Source organism: Actinomyces sp. ICM58, from assembly GCF_000283035.1.
Taxonomy (GTDB): domain Bacteria; phylum Actinomycetota; class Actinomycetes; order Actinomycetales; family Actinomycetaceae; genus Pauljensenia.
Window position 1 is genome coordinate 1 of record NZ_ALIY01000094.1, and the last position, 20,770, is coordinate 20,770.

The following is a 20,770-nucleotide window of genomic DNA, read 5'->3' on the forward strand; positions in this document are numbered from 1 at the left end:
CAACAGGCACCCTCGGTGCCCACTTTTTTACCCGCCGTCCGGCGGGATACGTCGCAAAGACGCGCGAACGCGCACGTGTGGAGGACACGATGTCTGAGCCAGCGAAGGCTACAGAAAAGAAAAAGACGGGGCCCAAGGCCTCGCACGCGAGCGAAGTGACCAGGCCTGGTTTCTTCGTCAAGCTGATCCTGATGATGCTGATCGACGCCCTGGGGCTGTACGGCATGTTCACCGCGTACCTGGTGAAGTCGTGGACGGTGCTCGCCGTCCTGGCCGTCCTGCTCGCTGTCGTGAACTGGGTGTACTTCTCCAAGCGGATGATCCCCGCGAAGTACCTGGTCCCCGGTATGGTGTTCCTGCTGATCTACCAGGTGTTCGTCATGGGGTACACGGGTTACGTGTCCTTCACGAACTACGGTCAGGGCCACAACTCGACCAAGGAAGACGCCGTCGCCTCGATCTTGAAGGCCGCCGAACAGCGCGCCCCCGGCGCCGTCAACCTTCCCGCCGCCATCGTTGAGGACGGCTCGGGCCTGGGCCTGGCCATCGCCGACAGCTCGACCGGCGCCGTCAAGGTTGGTAACTCCGAGACGCCCCTTCACGAGGTCAACGGCACCGTCTCCGCCGGCATGATCACCGCCGTCGACGGCTACACCGTCCTCAAGCTCAATGACGTCCTGCAGCGCCAGACCGAGGTCTTCGCGCTCAGCGTCCCGGCCACGGCAGACCCCAACGATGGCCACTACAAGAGCGAGGACGGCTCGACCGCCTACCTGGCCAAGTCCCGCTACAGCTACGATGAGGCGGCCGACACGCTGACCGACACCGAGTCGGGCACCGTCTACACGGCCGACGGCAAGGTCGGCGCGTTCGTCGCCCCCGACGGCACCCAGCTCGATCCCGGCTGGCGCGTCTTCGTCGGCTTCGACAACTACATGAACATGTTCGCCCGCGGCGACCTGGCCGGCCCCTTCCTCAAGGCGCTGCTGTGGTCCTTCATCTTCGCCGCGGCCTCGGTCCTGTCGACCTTCGCGCTCGGCCTGATCCTCGGCCTCGTCTTCGCGGACAAGCGCATCAAGGGGCGCAAGATCTACCAGTCCCTCATGATCCTGCCCTACGCCTTCCCGGCCTTCCTGGCCACCCTGGTGTGGAAGGGCATGCTCAACAAGGACTTCGGCTTCATCAACGACGTGCTCCTCGGCGGCGCGCACATTCCGTGGCTCACGGACGGAACGCTGGCGAAGTTCTCGATCCTGGGCGTGAACCTGTGGCTGGGCTTCCCCTACATGTTCCTCGTCTGCCTGGGCGCCCTGCAGTCTCTGCCGGGCGACGTCGAAGAGGCCGCGAAGATCGACGGCGCCTCTGGCCTGCGCACCGTGTGGTCCATCAAGCTGCCCCTCGTGCTGCAGTCCACCGTCCCGCTGCTGATCGCCTCCTTTGCGTTCAACTTCAACAACTTCTCGCTCATCTACATGTTGACCGGCGGTGGCCCGAACTACCCGGGCCTGGATGTCGGCCAGACTGACATCCTGATCTCGATGGTCTACAAGATCGCGATCGAGTCGGGTTCCCCGAACTACGGCCTGGCCTCGGCCATGTCCATCGTCATCTTCATCGTCGTGGGCGTGATCGCGTGGCTCGGTTTCCGCCAGACGAAGACCCTTGAGGAGCTGTGATGAGTGCTGCAACAGTGAAGAAGAATCGCGAATCCACCCTCAAGGGTGGCCGCTGGTGGAAAGAGGTCGGCTGGCGCCACATCGTCGCCATCCTGATGATCATCTACTGCCTGGTCCCGCTGCTCTACGTCCTGTCGGTGTCCCTGAACCCCGGCGCGACGCTGACCGGCTCGAACAGCCTCTTCTCGAACGTGTCCCTCGATAACTTCATGGCGCTGGGCTCGGGCAAGTATGCCGCCTACTGGTCGTGGGTTATCAACTCCCTGATCGTGTCGACCACGACCGCGATTGGCACCGTCCTCATGGGCGCAGCAGCGGCCTACGCGTTTAGCCGCTTCCGGTTCAAGGGGCGCCGCGGCACCCTGACCGGCCTGCTGCTCGTTCAGATGTTCCCGCAGATGCTGGCCTTCGTGGCCCTGTACCTGCTCCTCCTGGGCATCCAGGACATCTTCCCGGTCATGGGCCTGAACTCCAAGCTCGGCCTGATCTGCGTCTACCTCGGTGGCGCGCTCGGCTCGAACACCTTCCTCCTCTACGGCTTCTTCAACTCGATTCCGCGTTCGCTGGACGAGGCAGCCATGATCGACGGTGCGACGCACGCCCAGACCTTCTGGACGATCATCATGCCGCTGGTTCGCCCGGTTCTGGCGGTCGTTGGCCTGCTGAGCTTCATCTCCTCGCTCGGTGACTTCGTGATCGCGAAGGTCGTCCTGCAGGATCAGAGTCAGTTCACGCTGGCGGTCGGCATGTACATGTGGGCCGCCGACGAGCGTACCGCCCCGTGGGGCATCTTCGCGGCGGGCGCCGTCCTCGCGGCCGTCCCCGTCATCCTGCTCTTCCAGTACCTGCAGAAGTACATCGTCTCCGGCCTGACCGCCGGCGGCGTCAAGGAGTAAGCTCGCTCCCTCCTGCTGAGTCGGCCCCGGCCTCGTCCCCTATCCCCGTGGGACGAGGCCGGGGCTATTTTGTGCGTGGGGCGGGCTGTGTGCGTGGGGCGGGCTGTGTGCGTGGGGCGGGCTGTGTGCGTGGGGCGGCCAGTTGACGTGCGGGTGTGGATCCGGCATCGCGGGCGCGGGCGCGGGCGTTGCGAGCATTGCGGGCGCGGGCGTTGCGGGCGTTGCGGGCCTTGCGGGCATGGTTCCCCAACAATGTCGCACGTAATTCCCATGTAAACCTTTCGAACTTTAAAATGTGGTCGTTGGAATTGCAACGTTTGTGGGCGGCCTTGAAAACTGACCGAGGGGAATTACGTGCGAGATTTGGGTAGGGGGAGCGGATTTGTTGTTGTGGATGTGATCTAGGACTCGTTTGTTGTGAGAGCTTGACGGGTTACCAGGTTCTATGGTTCATTAGTCATGTAATGAACCGCTGAACCTGAAGGGAGGGTACGCATGGCACCCACGTTCGTTTCGGGGATCCCGATCTACGTGCAGATTGCCGACGATATCCGCGCGCAGATCCTGCGCGGCGCCCTGCGCGCCGGGGACCAGCTCACCTCCACCACGGAGTACTCCGCGACCTACCGCATCAACCCGGCCACCGTCGGCAAGGCCTTCGCGATCCTCGTCGACGAGGGGCTCGTCGAGAAGCGACGCGGCATCGGCATGTTCGTCGCCGAAGGCGCACAGCACACGCTCGTGGCCGACGGACTCGCATCCTACGTGGAGGAGACACTGAACCCCGCCGTCGAAGCGGGCCTGGCCCTGGGCCTCGACATCGACGCCATTATCGACCACGTCCGCGCCTACGGCGCCGACACGACCGCCAAGGACAACTCATGATCACCCTCAACTCCATCAGTCACACGTATCCGGGAGAGAGTGAGGCGGCGCTGCGCGACGTGTCCCTCACTCTCGGAGACGCCACCGTCACCGCCCTGGTTGGCCCCAACGGCTCGGGAAAGACAACGCTCATGCAGATCCTCGGTGGCCTGCTTCCGCCGTCGTCAGGAAATGTGTCCCTATGTGGAACGGAGGTGAGCTCTAACGACCTACTCGGTTACTCAATCGTGGTCTCTTCCGACAGGGACTTTGATAGTTCCTCGGCTTCGGCCATGGTTGCCTATGCCGCGCTGCGCACGACCTGGGATCAGAAACTATTCGACCGCTACGTTCAGCGTTTCTCCTTCCAACTGAAGGGGCGCAAGACGCTGAGCAAGATGTCATCGGGGCAGGCTGCCATCCTGGCTGGCGCTGTGGCGCTGGCATCGGGTGCGCCCATTACCGTCCTCGATGAGATTCAGGCCCCCATGGACGTTCCCACCCGATACGCGTTCTACGAGGAACTGCTCACCCTGGCCTCCGACAGTATGGAGGGACGTCGCCCGCGGCGCGCCTTCCTTGTGTCCTCACACATGGTCTCCGAGCTTGAAAATGTTGCCGAGGATGTTGTCGCCCTCAAAAATGGGCGTTTGCTTGCCCATGAGAGCGTTGATGAGTTCACTTCGCGCATCCGTGCGATTACCGGTAACGCCGCCGACGTGGAACGTTTCCTGGTCGATCGTTCCGATATTGCCGTCATCACTTCTCGCGCGCTTGGGTCCGCACGAGAGGTCATTGTGGACCTACGTGGCTGTGGTGTCACTGACCATGAGATTGCATCCCACTCTCTGACCTCTTCACCCTGTTCCTTCCAGGACGCCTTCGCCTACCTCATCCAGGAGAACGACCAATGAGCATTGCAACCCCCGACCTCATCAAATCCGCCCCTTCGCCCCTGCGCATTGGCCTTGTCAACTCGAGATTCACCGTGGTGCTCTACCTGCTGATCGTGGGCTGCCAGTTCCTGGTCAACTTCGTGATCAACGGCATCGTCTACCTCTCAGTCTCCGATGTCACCAAGAACATTGAACAGACCGCCACAAACTCCGCTTTCGTCACGGGTATTTTCCTCTTTATCTGGGGTATTCTCTGCGCCACCGTCGACTTGCGAGCCTCTGCTCTCAGCGGTGGATCACGCACCGCGCTCACTGTGGCGAGTTACGTGCACACCATTGTCATCATTGGCCTGGGGACTCTCATCTGGTGGCTTCTTATCGCCATTCACCCCCTGCTCTTCGTTATGGGACGACAGTCCTTGCCTCTCGGTGTCGATTCATGGATTTTCGTTCTTCTCGCATGGGTGGCGTGCGACGGAGCCGGGCGCTTCATTGGTGGACTTTCCCGCTGTGTTGGGGGGACCTGGAAGCGAGTCTTTGCCCTCATGGGTGCGATTCCGCTGGGTATCTGTGGCATTGGTGTGCCGGTCATGTGGCTGGTCCTCGACCTCGTCCACAAGTCCGGCTACCTGCCCCCGATGCCCACGGCCGTTTACCTGCTAGGCCTTATCTCTCTGATGGTCGTGGCCGCTGGCTGGTCGCTGACCGCCTCTGGGCACATCCGGCGCGTCGGCTGAACGACAGGTGCGCCCTGGGCGCGTGACCCGTCACCCGGCCCCGGCCTCGTCCCGCTCCATCCAGGGACGAGGCCGGGGCTGTTTTATGCATTCGGGCGTGTTGTGGTGGCGCCATGTGAGTGTTCAGGCGCTGCGAGTTGTTGTGGGGGGATGCTCGGGCGCTCTGATGGTTGCTGAGTGCGGCACCGTAGTTCTGTGCGCGCCCTGCAGTTTCGCATGCAATTCGATGATGGAATGTTCAATCAAGTGCTAAAAATGGCGGAATTTCAACGATATTATTTCATCGCATGAAATAGGTAAAGGGGAATTGCCTGCGACTTTTGGGGTGTTGTGCTTGGTGAGCGTGGGTGGTGGCCGTTGGCGCTGTCGGCGCTGTCGGTGCTGGCATGCGCGCATGCGGATAGGTTCGAAATCGGCGTGCTCGCACTCGCCGTAGCGGAGCCTGCCCCTCCTGATCCGGATAGGTTACGACGATGTGGATAGGTTATTGACATCCGGATAGGTTAATAACCTATCCAGATCCGCATAACCTATCCGGATGCTCACAACCTATCCGTGAGCGCGCCGGGTGAAGAGCGCCGCGGGGCCCAGCCAGAACCCCAAGCGCGCCCTGTGGTGGGATCCATGAGCGAGCAGGGGCCCGGAAGCGCCCGAAACAGTAGTTATCGACTAGTATCGATGGCGACACGACAGCCAGTCGTGCCCCAAATACTCAAGGAGTGACAAGTGGCTAAGGGACCCTCCCGCCTCGACAACGTGATCAGCCTGGCCAAGCGCCGTGGCTTCGTCTTCCCCTGCGGTGACATCTACGGTGGCACCCGCTCCGCGTGGGACTACGGCCCGCTCGGCGTGGAACTGAAGGAAAACATCAAGCGCGCCTGGTGGAACGCCATGGTCCGCCGCCGCGCCGACGTCGTCGGCCTCGACTCCTCCGTCATTCTCCCGCGCGAAGTGTGGGTCGCCTCCGGCCACGTCAAGGCCTTCACCGACCCGCTCATCGAGTGCCTCAACTGCCACAAGCGCGCACGCCAGGATCAGCTCATCGAAGAGCTCGCCGAAAAGAAGGGCGTCGAAGAGTCCTCCCTGACCACCGCCGACATCGCGTGCCCGAACTGCGGCGTGCGCGGCCAGTGGACCGAGCCTCGCGCCTTCTCCGGCCTGCTCAAGACCTACCTGGGCCCCGTCGACGACGAGGCCGGCCTGCACTACCTGCGCCCCGAAACCGCCCAGGGCATCTTCGTCAACTACGCGAACGTCATGAACGCCGCGCGCAAGAAGCCGCCGTTCGGCATCGGCCAGATCGGCAAGTCCTTCCGCAACGAGATCACGCCCGGCAACTTCATCTTCCGTACCCGCGAGTTCGAGCAGATGGAACTCGAGTTCTTCTGCAAGCCCGGCACCGATGAGGAATGGCACCAGTACTGGATCGACTACCGCAAGGCCTGGTACGTGGATCTGGGCATCGACCCGGAGAACCTGCGCGAGTACGAGCACCCCAAGGAGAAGCTCTCGCACTACTCCAAGCGCACCGTCGACCTGGAATACCGCTTCGGCTTCCAGGGCAGCGAGTGGGGCGAGCTTGAAGGCATCGCCAACCGCACCGACTACGACCTGACCGTCCACTCCGAGGCCTCCGGCGCGAAGCTCGACTACTTCGACCCGAACACCAAGGAACGCTGGACCCCCTACGTCATCGAGCCCTCCGCGGGCCTGACCCGCTCCCTCATGGCCTTCCTCATCGAGGCCTACCACGAGGACGAGGCCCCCAACGCCAAGGGCGGCGTCGACAAGCGCGTCGTGCTCAAGCTGGACCCGCGCCTGTCTCCCGTCAAGGCCGCCGTCCTGCCCCTGTCCCGCAAGCCCGAACTGACCGGCCCCGCTCAGGAGCTGGCCGACGAGCTGCGCGGCATCTGGAACGTCGACTATGACGACGCCGGCGCCGTGGGACGGCGCTACCGTCGCCAGGACGAGATCGGCACGCCCTTCTGCATCACCTACGACTTCGACTCGATCGAGGACCACGCCGTCACCATCCGTGAGCGTGACACGATGGAGCAGGTGCGCATCCCGCTCGACAAGGTCAAGTCGTACCTGATCGAACGCCTGGGCTGCTGACTTGCAGACAGCCTCCTCGTCCGCAGCGGCCCCTCTTCGCGTGGGGCCGCTGCGCCTGTGGACACCCGTCGTCCTGGCCCCCATGGCCGGGGTGACGGACGTGCCCTTCCGACGCCTGTGCCGCATCATGGGCGAGTCGGGCCTGCCCGACCACCTGCGACCCACCGGCATCCCCTCCTGGGCGGCCGAGTCGGGGGAGGGCGCCACGGCCTCGTCCCCTCAGCACCCGCGCGATGACGCAGGCGAGCCGCGCCACGTCGCCATCGCGCGCGTGGACGCGCCCGCCGGCCTGTACGTCACCGAGATGGTGACCAGCCGCGCCCTCGTCGAGAACAACGAACGCACCTGGGACATGGTGCGCCCCGACCCCGCCGAGCGCGTGCGCTCCCTGCAGCTCTACGGCGTCAACCCCGCGGTCATGGCGAAGGCCGCAACGATGCTCGTCGAGCGCGATCTCACCGACCACATCGACCTGAACTTCGGCTGCCCCGTCCCCAAAGTGACGAAGAAGGGCGGGGGAGCGGCCCTGCCCTGGAAGCGTGACCTCTTCACCGACCTCGTGGGTGCCGTCGTGCGCGCCTCACACGAGGCCGGGGAGCGCGTGGGGCGCGAGATCCCCGTGACCGTCAAGATCCGCATCGGCATCGACTCCGAGCACGAGACCGCGACGGACGCCGCACTGAGCGCGCAAAAGCTCGGCGCCGCCGCCCTCACCCTGCACGCGCGCACCCAGAACCAGCACTACGCGGGACGCGCCCACTGGGACGAGATCGCACGCCTCAAGGACCTGCTCGACATCCCCGTCTTCGGCAACGGTGACGTCTTCGAGGCCGCCGACGCCCTGGCCATGCTCGAGCGCACCGGATGCGATGGCATCAGCGTCGGGCGTGGAGCCCAGGGGCGCCCCTGGATCTTCCGCGACATTGTCGCCGCCTACCACGGTGGGACGATCCCGCCGGGCCCCAGCCTGGCCGAGGTTGTCTCCGTCATCGAACGCCACGCCGCCTGGTGCGTCGTCGACCAGGGCGACGAGGGGCGCGCACTGCGCGAGATGCGCAAACACATCGGATGGTACCTGCGCGGATTCGCCGTCGGAGGTCCCCAGCGCCACGCCCTGTCCATGGTCTCCACCCTCCAAGAGCTCCACGAGCGCCTCGCCGACCTCGACCTCGACCAAGCGTTCCCGCCCGCCGCGCGCGGGCCGCGCGGGCGCGCCGGTGGCGAAAAGACCCCCCACCTGCCCGACGGCTGGCTGGACCACCCCTACCTGACAGATGCGGAGCGCTCACGCCTGCACCTGGCTGAAATCGGCTACTAAAGCGAAGGAATCATGCCTCACCCATCTGCGCCCGACCCCGACCCTGCCCCTAGCCTCGTCACCATCGGGCGAGCCGCCAAGAAAGCGACGCTCGGCGCGCGAACCCAGGTGATCGTCCCCGTCTGCGGGGATGCGCACTCCCTGAGCGAGCAGGTCGGCGCCCTGGCCTCCTGCTGCGCCGACATCGTCGAATGGCGAGCCGACACCTACCTGGCCTCCCTGGTGGGATCGCACTTCGTCGCCGCCAGCGAGGTCGCCGACGACCTGGTGCGCATGGCCCGCTACGTTGCGGATGCCTCGCCGCTGCCCGTCCTGGCCACCATCCGCACCTCCGTCGAGGGCGGGGAGGCCTTCCTGGATGACGAGGAGTACTGCGCCCTCGTGGCCGACCTCGCGCCCCTGGTCGGCGGCGTCGACGTCGAGATCTCGCGCGATGGAGCCCACGCCCTGATCGAGCGGGCGCACGCGGCCGGCGCCATCGTCGTCGCCTCCTTCCACGACTTCGAGGCCACCCCGGGTGACAATCAGCTCGCCGAGGTACTGGCCGGCATGAACTATGCGGGCGCCGACGTCCTCAAGTTCGCCTGCATGGCCCACAGTGCCACGGACGCGGCCCGCGTGCTCGGCGCGCAGGCATGGGCGCACGAGGCCTACGACCGTCCCGTCATCGGCATCTCGATGGGGCCCAACGGCGCGTCTACGCGCCTGGTCGGCTCTGCGCTTGGTTCCGCGGCGACCTTCGCAACCCTGCCCGGCGCCGAGGGGAGCGCCCCCGGTCAGTTCACCGTCGAGCAGGTGCGCGCGGTCCTCGACATCGTTGAGGGCTCCGAGGTCTAGAGTTTCTCGGCCTGTGCAGGGGCGTTGCTCGAGGCCGGGGTGCGGAGCCGGGGTGTAGAGCCGGGGTGCGGACCTCCAGCACACACCTCGGGAGCCTTCATCCAAAAGTCGCACATAATTTCCCTGGGTCAGTTTTCGACATGACGCATAAACGTTGGAATTGCAATGCCGCTGTTTCAATGTGTGAAAGGTTGACAGGGAAATTACGTGCGACATTGTTGGGGAACCGTGTAATGGGGTTATGCCCGGGCGGGTCGCCCCGTGGGAGCCTCCCCCAAAAGTCGCATGCAATTCGGTTGCCCGAATTTTTAGAGGAGTCTACAAACGTTGGAATTGCAACGACCGTATTTCAATCTGTGAAAGGTTGACAGGGAAATTGCATGCGACATTGTTGGGGAACCGTGCAGTGGGGTCACACCCGGGTCGCTCGACAGGACAGCGTGTTACCCTCACGCGTGTGCGCGTCGGCGTCGGTTGAACATCCGGCAGATACACGTGTGGGGGCGGGCCTTGCGGCCCACCCCCACAGCGTCAGCGAAACGCCGGGACGCTCATGCCTCCTTGGGAGCCACCGTCACAACGGTCTGGCCGATGGTGACCGGGCCGGGGGCGGCGGGGGTGATCGCGCCGAACTTCTTCTTGTTCGTCACGACCATCGGGGTGATGGTGTCGTAGCCGGCCTCGCGGATGACGTCCCAATCGACCTCGGCCAGGACATCGCCGCGGCGCACGACGTCACCCTTGGCGACGTGGGGGGTGAAGCCCTTACCCTCCAGCTTCACGGTGTCCATGCCGATGTGGATGAGCACCTGCACGCCGGAGGCGGACTTGATGCCGTAGGCGTGGCCCGTCGGGAACGCGACGGAGACCTTGCCGTCGCACGGGGCGACGACGACCGCGCCAGCGGCGGGGGACACGGCGATGCCGGGGCCGAGGGCACCGGCGGAGAAGGCCTCGTCCGCCACGTCCGAGAGCGCGATCAGCTCGCCCTCCATGGGGGCCGACAGCGTCAGGTCGGCCTTCGCCTCGTCGCTGAACGCGGGAGCCGGGGCGGCCTCAGCTGCGGGAGCGGCGGCGGGAGCCGAGGCATCGGGAGCGGGGGTCGCGGAGACGCCGACCTTCGCGGCCTCCTTCTTCGCGCGAGCCTCAGCCTTCTGCTCCTTCGTGCGGTAGTCGAACAGCGCGACCATGAGGAACGCGGTGATGAACGCGGCGGCGACGCCCAGGCCGTAGACAGCCTTGGGGGTAAAGACCGGGATCGTCAGCAGCGACGTGAACACGAAGGTATTCGTCGTGGCGCCGCCACCGATGCCGATGACCAGGCCGCCGACGACACAGCCGGTGAGCATGAGCGGGTAGATGCGCTTGAAACGCAGGTGAATACCGTACAGGGACGGCTCGGAGATACCGCCGAAGAGGCCGGCTGCCAGGGCGCCGGACGCGGTCTGGCGCATGTCGGTGTCGCGGTCGCGGATCGACAGGAAGAGAACGCCGGCGGTCGCGCCGAAGCACGCGAAGTTCCACGCGCCCATGGGGCCCTGGATGAAGTCCGAACCCGTCGAGGCGATGTTGGCCAGCTGCAGGGCGTTGAGCGGCCAGTGCAGGCCCAGGGGCACCAGGAAGGGGTAGATGATCGGGATGATGATCGCGAAGACGATGGGGGCGTGGCCGTTGAGCCAGGCCAGGCCGCCGCCCAGGCCGTTACCGATCCAGATCGACAGGGGGCCGATGAGGAAGGCGGTGATCGGCATGATGACGATGAAGGAGAAGAAGGGGACGAACACCATCTGGACGTTCGAGGGAATAATCTGCTTCAGGCCCTTGTAGACCAGGGCTAGGAGCGGCACCATCAGCAGCGGGACGAAGACCTGGCCGCCGTAGTCGGCCAGCTGGAGCGAGATGCTGTGGGGGAAGGTAACCCGTCCAATGAGGGGGAGCCAGAAGTCGACTTTGTTCAGTATGGGGAAGGCGGACAGCAGGGGTTCAAGTGAGGCGATCTGGGTAACGCACTGCTCGGTGCCCAGGGCAGTCTGCTCACAGGTCGTCTCAGCGAACGAGGAAGCGTTGCTCAGACCGATGAAGTTGGGGGTGAGCAGCGACAGGATAACGGCGGTGCCGACCCACGGGTCGATGTTCAGCTTCTTGGAGGCGTTGTAGGCGACCATCGCGGGCAGGAAGTAGAAGACCGCGCGCCACATGGAGTTCACGTAGCCGAGCCATGCGGGGATCGTATCGGCGCGTGTGTCGACGAAGCCAACCGAGTCGAGGACCGCCAGGAACGCCAGGATCAGGGATGCGCCGAGGAGGACGGGCAGGAGGGGGCGGAACGAGTCGGAGAGGTATTCGAAGAAGGCGTCGACGATGGCGTTCTTTCCGCGTGCCTTCGCGCGGGCGGCAGCCTTGACGTCGTCGTTCGAGGCTGCGGCGCCCGACTTCATGGACGGCAGGTTGTTGATCTCGTCGAAGACCGACTGCACGGCACCGCCGATGACGATCTGGTAGCGGTCGCCGGACTGGGGGACTGCTCCGAGAACGCCGTCGATGGCCTCGACCGTGTCCTTGTCGATGACGGAGGCATCGCGCAGTTCGAAGCGCAGGCGCGTTGCGCAGTGGGTGAAGTGTGTGATGTTGTCGGGACCACCGACCGCATCGAGGATTTCCTGTGCCGTGTTGGACACGGGGGACTCCTTCCGTGGATGTGATTCGACGCTGAATGCGACACCTGACATTTATCATGTTTGTACATTTGGTGAAAGACCCGACGGGGCATCTCACAGTAATAAAGCGGTCAGTTTCAACATTCTTCAGCAACGACGCTGTGACACCCGGTCCGTGCGCCGGCTCGGTGGCGGGCCCGGCCGCGTACCATGGGTTTGTGAATGAGTTTTCTGTGGCTATTCCCGGTGTTGACGGTGCCAGCTCGGCGTCTCCTTACAGCTCGTCCGATTCTGAGCGCTGGGTGCCCGAGGAGCACAAGTCTTCGGCCCGCACGGAGTTCGAGCGCGACCGGGCGCGCATCCTGCATTCGTCCGCGCTGCGCCGCCTGGGTGAAAAGACGCAGGTCCTGGGCCCGATTTCGGACGATTTCGTGCGCACGCGGCTGACTCACTCCCTGGAGGTCGCCCAGGTGGGGCGCGAGCTGGGCAAGGAACTGGGGGCCGACCCGGATGTCGTGGATGCCGCCTGCCTGTCCCATGACCTCGGGCATCCCCCCTTCGGGCATAACGGCGAGCGAGCCCTGGACGCGGCGGCAGCCTCAATCGGCGGCTTTGAGGGCAACGCCCAGACCCTGCGCGTCGTGACGCGCCTGGAGCCCAAGGTGATCGGGCCGGGCGGCGTGCCCGCGGGCCTGAACCTGTCTCGCGCGACGCTGGACGCGATCTGTAAGTACCCGTGGGTCAAGTCCGGTGGCCCCGACCTGGCCAAGTCGACGCGCAAGTTCTCCGTCTATCCGGACGACGCGCCCGTGTTCGCGTGGATGCGCCAGGGCGCGCCTGCGGGGCGGCGCTGCCTGGAGGCCCAGATCATGGATCTGTCGGACGACATCGCCTACTCGGTGCACGACATGGAGGACGCGGTTGCGACCCGCAAGCTTGACCCCGCCGATCTTTTCGACGACGAGCACTGCGCGGCGGTCATCGCCTCGACGCTGGACTGGTACGGCCCCTCGGTGGCGCGTTCGGACCTGGAGGATGCCCTCGAGCGCATCGTGCACATGAGCGTGTGGCTGCGCTCCTTCGACGGCTCCTACGCCTCGCTGGCCCGCCTGAAGGACGCGACGAGTGAGCTGATCGGGCGCTTCTGCTCGGCGACGGTGGCGGCGACGCGCGAGACGTTCGGGGACGAGCCGCTGGGCCGCTACCGCGCGGACCTGGTGGTGCCTCGCGAGGTGCGCGCCGAGATCCAGATGCTCAAGGGCATGGCCGTCCACTACGTCATGAGCCCGCGCGAGAGCGAGCCGGTGTACTACCAGCAGCGCACGCTCCTGGCCGACCTCGTTGACGCCCTATACGAGGCCGGGGCGGGCGCTCTGGAGCCGGTGTTCGCCGCGCAGTGGCGGGCAGCATCGGACGACGGGGTGCGCCTGCGCGCCGTCATCGATCAGGTCGCGGCGCTCACGGACGTGTCGGCGTCGGCGTGGCACGCCCGCTGGTGTGGCATGCTGTCGTCGCAGCTCTGAGCGTGATCGGACGCAGACGTGGGTGGGCGTCGGTAGACTGAGATTATGGCGGGTTTGATTCGCAAGGACGACATCGAAGCGGTACGTAGCGCGATCAAGATCGACGAGATCATCGGCGAGCACGTAGCGCTGCGACCCGCTGGCATCGGTTCGCTCAAGGGTCTGTGTCCCTTCCATGACGAGCGCACGCCCTCCTTCAACGTGCGCCCCCACCTGGGCATGTTCCACTGTTTCGGGTGCGGTGAGAGCGGTGACGTCATCTCCTTTGTGCAAAAGATCGACCACCTGCCTTTCACCGAGGCCGTGGAGATGCTCGCGCAGAAGGCGGGGATCACCCTCCACTACGAGGAGGGCGGGACGCGGGTGCGCACGGAGGAGCCGGGCAAGCGCCAGCGGCTCCTGGACGCTCATCGCGTGGCCGAAGAGTTCTACTGCAAGCAGCTGGGCAGCAAGGAGGCTCACAGGGGGCGCACGTTCCTGGCTGAGCGCGGTTTCAACCAGGCGATGTGTGAGCATTTCGGGGTCGGCTATGCTCCGGCCTCGTGGGATTCGCTGACGCGCCACCTGCGCTCCAAAGGCTTCACGGATCAGGAGATCCAGATCGCGGGCCTGGGTTCGCAGGGCAGCCGCGGCATCTACGATCGTTTCCGCGGCCGACTGGTGTGGCCGATCCGCGATATTACGGGTGCGACGGTGGGGTTTGGCGCGCGCCGACTGGACGACGCCGACAAGGAGTCGCCCAAGTACCTGAATACTCCCGAGACGCCCATCTACAAGAAGTCGCAGCTGCTGTACGGGTTGGATCTGGCGAAAAAGTCGATCGTGACGGACCATCGGGTCGTCATCGTCGAGGGGTACACGGATGTCATGGCAGCACATGTCGCGGGGGTGACGAACGCGGTGGCGACGTGTGGCACGGCGTTCGGTTCCGAGCATGTGCGTATCATCCGGCGCCTGCTGGGCGACCACGCGGACCCGGCGGCCGGCGTCGTCTTGTCGAGCGGGCGCGCGCACGGCTCCGAGGTGATTTTCACCTTCGATGGGGACAGCGCCGGGCAGAAGGCAGCGCTGCGCGCCTACGGGGAAGACCAGAATTTCGCGGCACAGACATTCGTGGCGGTTGCCCCAGGCGGGCAGGATCCCTGCGACCTGCGCCTGGCCGAGGGTAACCAGGCGATCGTCGATCTGGTGAACTCGCGCATCCCCCTGTTCGAGTTCGCGATCCGCTCCGTCCTGTCTCAGATGGATCTGCGCAGCGCCGAGGGGCGCGTCCAGGGTTTGCGTGCCTCCGCCGGCATCGTCGCGCACATCAAGGACCGTGCGCTGCGCGCCGAGTACACGCGTTCACTTGCCGGGTGGCTCGGCATGGACATGGGGACGGTCGAGCAGGCGATTCGGGCGGCGGGCCGCGTCGAGGTCATCGCGCCGGGGCCTCGCCCGGGTGAGATCGAGATGGCGGGTGCGGGCCGCCCCGTGGCCGCGCCCGCGCGCATGGGCCCCGAGGATCCGGTGACCCGCGTCGAGCGTCAGGCCCTCGAGGCCGTCCTCCAGCACCCGCTCTACGTCGTCGGCTCCGGCTTTGAGGAGCTGGACGGCCAGTCCTTCACGGTGCCCACGCACCGCGCCGTCCATGACGCGATCCGCGCGGCCGGCGGGCTCGACGCGTTCACGCAGATGATGCGTCAGGCCGAGGCCCACTTCGGGCCGGGAGAGAACGCGACCTTGGCGGCGTCGCGCCACTTCGTGCAGGTTGTCTTGGAGGCGGCGGGGGAGTTTATTGCTCCGTCGGTTACGGAGCTGGCGGTCAATCCGTTGCCCGTCGCGGGCGAGGGGGATGTGCGTTCCTATTGCCGTGGCGTCGTCGCCGCGATGGTGCGCATGGACCTGACCAGGCAGTTAGGTGAAGCACGTGCGGCCCTGTCTCGCATGAATGAGGAGGACCCGCAGTATTCTGAGGTTTTCCGGTCGCTCATGCGTCTGGAGCAACGAAGGCAAAACTACACCGAAAGGGATTAAGACAAGATGGCAGAAGTGGAGAGCTTTACCCTGGACCATACCGCCGTGAAGGCGCCCTACGTGCGCCTCATCAACGTGGAGTCCGGCCCGAAGGGCGACCAGATTTCGAATTTCGACGTGCGCTTCGTCCAGCCCAACAGCGGCGAGATCCCGACCTCTGGTCTGCACACCATCGAGCACCTCCTCGCATCCCTGCTGCGTGACCGCATCGACGGCGTCATCGACTGCTCGCCCTTCGGCTGCCGCACGGGCTTCCACCTCATCATGTGGGGCACCCCCTCCGTCCGTGAGGTGACGGCCGCCATCGCTTCGTCGCTGCATGCGATCGCCGAGGAGGTGACCTGGGAGGACGTTCCGGGCACGGACGTGTACTCCTGCGGCAACTACCGCGATCACTCCCTGTTCAGTGCGCGCGAGTGGAGCCGGACGATCCTCGAGCAGGGCCTGTCCATCGACCCCTTCGAGCGAGTGTTCATTGTTCACTGATTCTGGGCGAGCGCCCGGGAACACAGACGGGACCCATCCGGCGCGGATGGGTCCCGTCGTTATCTGTGACGGAGCGCCCAAGGGTGCGCTCCCGGGCGGGTGCCACGGCCTCGTCGACTAATCCAGACCGACCGCGTCGCGCACGCGAGCCTCCAGGGCGACCGCCTCGCGCTGACCGGCCTCGTCCAGCGCGCCGTCGGCCGTCAGGACGGAGAAGAGCCCGTCCGGTCCGCGGCGCACCCATGCCGTCACCGTCGTCCCGTTGCCCACCTCCACCTGGGAGTGCAGGACGATCGACCGGTTGACGTATTCGCTCGCGTGTCGCATGAAGTCCTCCGGGTCACCGACTCCGCGCCCCGTCAGGGGAGTGCGGGCCGGATCCACCCACTCCAGGGCGAAGAGAGAACCCTCGGCCTCCCAGCGTGCCCGTGCCACGTCGTACCAGGGGAACACCTCGGGGGTAGGCTCCCCGTCCGTCGACGAGGCCTCGGCGCCGAACACGTACAGGCCCGACTTTGCGGCCACCATCCAGCGCCCATCTTCCAGCTCCAGGCCGGGGGAGCGGCGCTCGCGGGAGGGCAGGGCGGAGGAAAGAGAGTCCGGCAAAGTCGTCATGCGTTGATCGTATCCTTTCGGCAGAAATCGTGCGCACAGGCCTATAAGTACGTGAAAGCGTACGTTATGATGGTGGTGGAAAGGGATAATCATGACTGCTGTGAGTGCTACTGCCGCCCGCTCGGACCTGTACCGGCTCATCGACACCGTGAATGAGGAGTCGACCCCGATCACGATCACCGGACGTCGTGGAAACGCTGTTCTCATCGGCGAGGCCGACTGGTCCGCCATTCAGGAAACCCTCTACCTGCAGGGAATTCCCGGAATGACGGAGAGTCTGAAGGAAGCCGCTCGTGAAGACCTCGACGGCGCGCTCGACGACGTGGAGTGGTAGCGATGTGGCGCGTCGTTTTCTCCAAGCAGGCCGCCAAGGACGCGAAGAAGCTCTCCGCCAGCGGCCTCAGGGCGAAAGCTCAGAGTCTTATCGCGGTCCTGAAAGAAGATCCGTTCGCGACGCCTCCGCGCTATGAGCGCCTCGTGGGCGACCTCGCCGGGATGTACTCGCGCAGAATTAACATTCAGCACAGGCTCGTCTATGAGGTCTTCGAAGAAGAGCACACCGTCCGCGTCCTGCGTATGTGGACCCACTACGAGTGAGCCGTCCTGTGGGGTGAGAACGTCCACAGCGGGCAGGGGAGTGGGTCACATTCCGAAATCGTTAGGCCGCGATGTGGACTGCGGGCATATTCTGGCTTCATCTTTGTGAAAAACCACGACAGGAGGCCTCATGGCATCGACGCAGCACACCCCGACGGAACTTGAGGCTGCCGGCGACCTGGTCCTTCCCGCCGCCGACGAGCTGGCGGGATCTTTCCCACTGACCCACAATCTGCACCCGGCGACGCCGGAAGAATACAACGAGATTATGTCGACCCTGGCCTTCGGTAAGAAGTTCACGGATCACATGGCCCACATGCGCTGGACGCGCGAGGGCGGCTGGAATGAGCGCGGCGTCATCCCCTACGGCCCGCTCGAACTGACCCCCGGCGCCTCCGTCTTCCACTACTGCCAGTCCGTGTTTGAGGGCATCAAGGCCTACAAGCGTGAGGACGGGTCCGTGTGGACCTTCCGCCCCGGCTACAACGCTGCGCGCCTGAATCACTCGGCTCGCCGTCTGGCACTGCCCGAGCTGAGCCGCGAGGACTTCGTGGCTTCCCTCGTGGATTACGTGCGCGCGGACGTCAAGTGGGTGCCCGACGTCGATGGTTCCTCCCTCTACCTGCGTCCCTTCATGTTTGCCTCCGAGGAGTTCGTGGGCGTGCATCCCGCGGGCGTCGTCGACTACTACGTTATCGGCTCGCCGTCGGGCCCCTACTTCAAGGGCGGCCTGTCGGGCGTGGCCATCTGGGTGGAGCGCGAGTATCACCGCGCAGGCCCTGGCGGCACCGGAAGCGCCAAGGCTGGCGGCAACTACGCGGCCTCCCTGCTGCCCCAGATTCAGGCCGAGGCCAAGGGCTTCTCTCAGGTCTGCTTCCTGGACACCTACGAGGGCAAGTATCTCGAGGAGCTGGGCGGCATGAACATGTTCGTCGTCATGGCTGACGGCAGGATCCGAACCCCCGAGCTCACCGGCGTCATCCTCGAGGGCGGCACCCGCAGCGCGATCCTGCGCATGCTGCGCGACCAGGGCGTGGACGTGCGCGAGGAGAAGATCGCCCTGTCCGAGGTCGTGGACGGCATCCGCTCGGGCGCGGTCGCCGAGGTCTTCGCCTGCGGCACGGCCGCCGTGGTCACCCCGATCACGCGCCTGGCTGGCGACGACTTCGACGTGGAGATCGCGGTGGGGGACAGGACCCGCGAGATCCACAAGCGCCTGACCGACATCCAGTGGGGTCGCGCGGAGGATCCCTACGGCTGGACGTACCGCCTGGTCTGAGCTTGATTGCTTGAGGGAGCCACGGCCTCGTCGATTGTCACGAGGCCGTGGCTTCTTTATGTGGTCGCGATGCAAAATTGGTCGTTACCGGTCAGTTCGCGCGATGACGTCCAGGAAGTCCCGTATGTGAGGGGGCGGAGTCGTCCCGGCCCAGATGGCGGTGAGCGGGCGGGTGATCTGGAGATTGTTGATCCGAACTCGCACGAGTCGGCCGGCGCGGGCGTCCTCGGACACGGCGAGGGAGCTCAACGCGCCGGGGGCTATGCCGGCCATAATCGCGCTGCGAACGCCGAGCGTGGTCGTCAGCACGGCTGCGGGCTCGGCTGCGAGGGGAAAGCCCGCCTCGGTGAGGGCGTTCTCGAGCGCTTGTCGGGTGCCGCTGCCGGTCTCGCGGAGCACCAACCCAGTGCCCGCCAGTTCACGGACGGACACCCGGCGGGTCTTCGCCCATCGGTGACCGTGCTGCACAACGACTTCGATGGTGTCGTAAGCGACGGTGACCGACCGGAGGCCGGCGGGAACGACAGGGGTCTCGACGAGCCCGAGGTCTGCGGTTCCCTCGCGTATGGCCTCGACGACCGTGCTGCTGTTGGCGGCTGTGAGTTGAACGACCGGGCCGTCATTGCCGTGAGAGATGCGCCACCGGGCGATCCAATCCGGTAGGAGGTGTTCTGCGATCGTGAGGCTCGCGGCGATGCGCATCATCTTCCCGCGATCCGTGCGGAGCGAGTTGACAGCATCCGAGAACTCGTCGGCCGCTGTCAGCAGCGTTGTTCCCCAGCCAACAACCAGCTCGCCTGTCGGAGTCAGTCGGGAGCCCCGTGCGGAACGCACCAGCAGTCGCATGCGCAGATCTTTTTCCAGGTTCCGGATGCGCAGAGATATCGCCTGCTGACTCACGCCCAACTGCGCGCTTGCCGCCGACATGCTGCCTTCCTTCGCGACGAGCGCCAAGACTCGCAGTGCCTCCAAGTCCGGCTCGTAGTGCATCTTCCGCCTCCCAGCCACAAGCATAACTTGTATAGCGGACCGTATCTGCCTCTACTCGCGCAAGCGAGTCCCAGGAAACAATGGATGCATGACACAGACACAGAACATTGCGACTGCCCGACCGGAACACACGCTGCTTGCCCGAGTCCGCGCGCTCCTGCCCGGGCTTGTCCTCTGCCTGGCCGCGGCCGGAGCATCGTACGGGGTCAGCCTGCTGCTGCCGGGAGTCAGCCCGCTCATTATCGCGATCGTGCTTGGCGTACTCCTGGCCAACGTCGTCCGGCTGCCAGCAGCGGCCTCCGACGGCATCGACTTCTCCGCGAAAAAGCTCCTGCGCGCCGGCATCGTCTTCCTCGGACTCCAGCTGGTACTGACCGACATCCTCGACCTCGGAGCCCCAATGCTGGTCGTCGTCGTGTGCATTGTCGCCGGCGGTCTGCTCGGCACCGTTCTCCTGGGGAGGCTGCTGCGGGTTCCATCCGGGCTCTCGCTGCTCATTGCCTGCGGATTCTCCATCTGCGGCGCGGCAGCCGTGGCGGGCGCGGCAGGGGTCACCGACCCGGACGACGAGGCCGAGGAAGACACCATCACCGCGGTCACCCTCGTGGTGATCTTCGGAACGCTGATGATTCCCCTCGTCCCACTGCTCACGAACCTGCTTGGCCTGGGCTCCGAGACGGCCGGGATGTGGGCCGGGGGTTCCATCCATGAAATCGCGCAAGTCGTCGCGGCCGGAGGCATCATCGGCGGCGGAGCGCTCACGGTCGCGGTCATCGTCAAACTCGCCCGAGTGCTGCTGCTCGCCCCGGTCGTGGCCATCCTCAGCATCCGGGAGCGCCGTCTCAGCCGTACGGCAGGCGAACCCAGTCAACAGAGGTCGAGTTCGAAGCTGCCGCCCATCGTCCCGCTGTTCATCATCGGGTTCATCGCCATGGTGCTCCTGCGTTCCTTTATCCCTCTGCCGGACTTCGTGCTGACGACCGGCGGGCTGCTGCAGACAGGGTTGCTGGCTGCAGCGATGTTCGGACTCGGCTGCGGCGTCAAGATTCGGAACCTCATCAAGGTGGGCCTCAAGCCCTTCGCCCTGGCCGCGCTCTCCACCCTCCTCGTCGCCACCATCGCCTATTGCGGAGTCACCCTCGCCGGCTGAACATGGCTCACCAGGGCGTCACTACGCGCCGCAAACGGTCCAAAGTGACACTGGTGTCAGAACCTAACTAAGGGTATCCTTGGTTGTGTACTCGTGTGCGTCATGTTGATAGGAGCAC

Annotated in this window: 18 protein-coding genes; 15 read left to right on the top strand and 3 right to left on the bottom strand. The window is 65.2% G+C overall.

The genetic code is table 11. The features are described 5' to 3' along the window. The first annotated feature begins 89 nt into the window (after positions 1 to 89). From HMPREF1138_RS04545 to aroD, 8 genes are all read left to right on the top strand, one after another. Positions 90 to 1,676, top strand: coding sequence for an ABC transporter permease subunit (locus HMPREF1138_RS04545; protein ID WP_039936924.1), 1,587 nt, complete (start codon positions 90 to 92; stop codon positions 1,674 to 1,676). Continuing rightward, entirely contained in the window at positions 1,676 to 2,572 is an 897-nt protein-coding gene (locus HMPREF1138_RS04550) for a sugar ABC transporter permease (protein ID WP_009057102.1), read from the top strand. The genes HMPREF1138_RS04545 and HMPREF1138_RS04550 overlap by 1 nt, the downstream gene beginning before the upstream one ends. Before the next feature lie 495 nt (positions 2,573 to 3,067). Further along, positions 3,068 to 3,457 carry a GntR family transcriptional regulator gene (locus HMPREF1138_RS04555; protein WP_009057142.1) on the top strand — a complete coding sequence of 130 codons (390 nt, stop codon included), beginning with the start codon at positions 3,068 to 3,070 and terminating at the stop codon, positions 3,455 to 3,457. Beyond that, the gene (locus HMPREF1138_RS04560) at positions 3,454 to 4,350 is read left to right on the top strand and encodes an ATP-binding cassette domain-containing protein (RefSeq protein WP_009057125.1); all 897 of its coding nucleotides are present in this window, start codon (positions 3,454 to 3,456) and stop codon (positions 4,348 to 4,350) included. The genes HMPREF1138_RS04555 and HMPREF1138_RS04560 overlap by 4 nt, the downstream gene beginning before the upstream one ends. Continuing rightward, positions 4,347 to 5,069: a hypothetical protein gene (locus HMPREF1138_RS04565; protein ID WP_009057100.1), complete on the top strand. Its 723-nt coding sequence runs from the start codon at positions 4,347 to 4,349 to the stop codon at positions 5,067 to 5,069. Before HMPREF1138_RS04560 ends, HMPREF1138_RS04565 begins: the two co-directional genes overlap by 4 nt. A gap of 726 nt (positions 5,070 to 5,795) precedes the next feature. Beyond that, the gene (locus HMPREF1138_RS04570) at positions 5,796 to 7,184 is read left to right on the top strand and encodes a glycine--tRNA ligase (protein WP_009057140.1); all 1,389 of its coding nucleotides are present in this window, start codon (positions 5,796 to 5,798) and stop codon (positions 7,182 to 7,184) included. 82 nt (positions 7,185 to 7,266) lie between these two features. Further along, positions 7,267 to 8,502, top strand: coding sequence for a tRNA dihydrouridine synthase DusB (gene dusB / locus HMPREF1138_RS04575; RefSeq protein ID WP_050981235.1), 1,236 nt, complete (start codon positions 7,267 to 7,269; stop codon positions 8,500 to 8,502). 12 nt (positions 8,503 to 8,514) lie between these two features. After that, positions 8,515 to 9,339 carry a type I 3-dehydroquinate dehydratase gene (gene aroD, locus HMPREF1138_RS04580; protein ID WP_009057098.1) on the top strand — a complete coding sequence of 275 codons (825 nt, stop codon included), beginning with the start codon at positions 8,515 to 8,517 and terminating at the stop codon, positions 9,337 to 9,339. A gap of 551 nt (positions 9,340 to 9,890) precedes the next feature. Here aroD and HMPREF1138_RS04585 read toward each other — a convergent pair. Beyond that, entirely contained in the window at positions 9,891 to 12,017 is a 2,127-nt protein-coding gene (locus tag HMPREF1138_RS04585) for a glucose PTS transporter subunit IIA (protein ID WP_009057120.1), read from the bottom strand. Between the two features lie 197 nt (positions 12,018 to 12,214). On the opposite strand from HMPREF1138_RS04585, the gene HMPREF1138_RS04590 reads away from it, so the two are divergent. The 3 genes from HMPREF1138_RS04590 to HMPREF1138_RS04600 are packed head-to-tail and all read left to right on the top strand — an operon-like array spanning position 12,215 to position 16,021. Then, positions 12,215 to 13,519, top strand: coding sequence for a deoxyguanosinetriphosphate triphosphohydrolase (locus HMPREF1138_RS04590; protein ID WP_039936915.1), 1,305 nt, complete (start codon positions 12,215 to 12,217; stop codon positions 13,517 to 13,519). Positions 13,520 to 13,564: 45 nt separating this feature from the next. Continuing rightward, positions 13,565 to 15,535: a DNA primase gene (gene dnaG / locus HMPREF1138_RS04595; RefSeq protein ID WP_009057118.1), complete on the top strand. Its 1,971-nt coding sequence runs from the start codon at positions 13,565 to 13,567 to the stop codon at positions 15,533 to 15,535. Between the two features lie 6 nt (positions 15,536 to 15,541). After that, positions 15,542 to 16,021 (top strand): S-ribosylhomocysteine lyase, encoded by a 480-nt coding sequence (locus HMPREF1138_RS04600; protein ID WP_009057133.1) that lies wholly within the window; start codon positions 15,542 to 15,544, stop codon positions 16,019 to 16,021. 117 nt (positions 16,022 to 16,138) lie between these two features. Here HMPREF1138_RS04600 and HMPREF1138_RS04605 read toward each other — a convergent pair whose 3' ends face one another. After that, positions 16,139 to 16,636 (bottom strand): hypothetical protein, encoded by a 498-nt coding sequence (locus tag HMPREF1138_RS04605; RefSeq protein WP_009057122.1) that lies wholly within the window; start codon positions 16,634 to 16,636, stop codon positions 16,139 to 16,141. Positions 16,637 to 16,727: 91 nt separating this feature from the next. On the opposite strand from HMPREF1138_RS04605, the gene HMPREF1138_RS04610 reads away from it, so the two are divergent. From HMPREF1138_RS04610 to HMPREF1138_RS04620, 3 genes are all read left to right on the top strand, one after another. Continuing rightward, positions 16,728 to 16,970, top strand: coding sequence for a type II toxin-antitoxin system Phd/YefM family antitoxin (locus tag HMPREF1138_RS04610; protein WP_009057115.1), 243 nt, complete (start codon positions 16,728 to 16,730; stop codon positions 16,968 to 16,970). Positions 16,971 to 16,972: 2 nt separating this feature from the next. Continuing rightward, positions 16,973 to 17,233 (top strand): Txe/YoeB family addiction module toxin, encoded by a 261-nt coding sequence (locus tag HMPREF1138_RS04615; protein ID WP_009057129.1) that lies wholly within the window; start codon positions 16,973 to 16,975, stop codon positions 17,231 to 17,233. 130 nt (positions 17,234 to 17,363) lie between these two features. Further along, positions 17,364 to 18,512: a branched-chain amino acid aminotransferase gene (locus tag HMPREF1138_RS04620; RefSeq protein ID WP_009057116.1), complete on the top strand. Its 1,149-nt coding sequence runs from the start codon at positions 17,364 to 17,366 to the stop codon at positions 18,510 to 18,512. A gap of 84 nt (positions 18,513 to 18,596) precedes the next feature. Here the strand turns inward: HMPREF1138_RS04620 and HMPREF1138_RS04625 are convergent, their stop codons facing one another. Further along, a complete protein-coding gene (locus HMPREF1138_RS04625) occupies positions 18,597 to 19,502 on the bottom strand; it encodes a LysR family transcriptional regulator (RefSeq protein WP_009057105.1) in 906 nt (301 codons plus the stop codon). 88 nt (positions 19,503 to 19,590) lie between these two features. Between HMPREF1138_RS04625 and HMPREF1138_RS04630 the strand changes: the two genes are divergently transcribed. After that, on the top strand, positions 19,591 to 20,652 hold the full coding sequence (locus HMPREF1138_RS04630) for a YeiH family protein (RefSeq protein WP_039936920.1): 1,062 nt from the start codon (positions 19,591 to 19,593) through the stop codon (positions 20,650 to 20,652). The last annotated feature ends 118 nt before the right edge of the window (positions 20,653 to 20,770 follow it).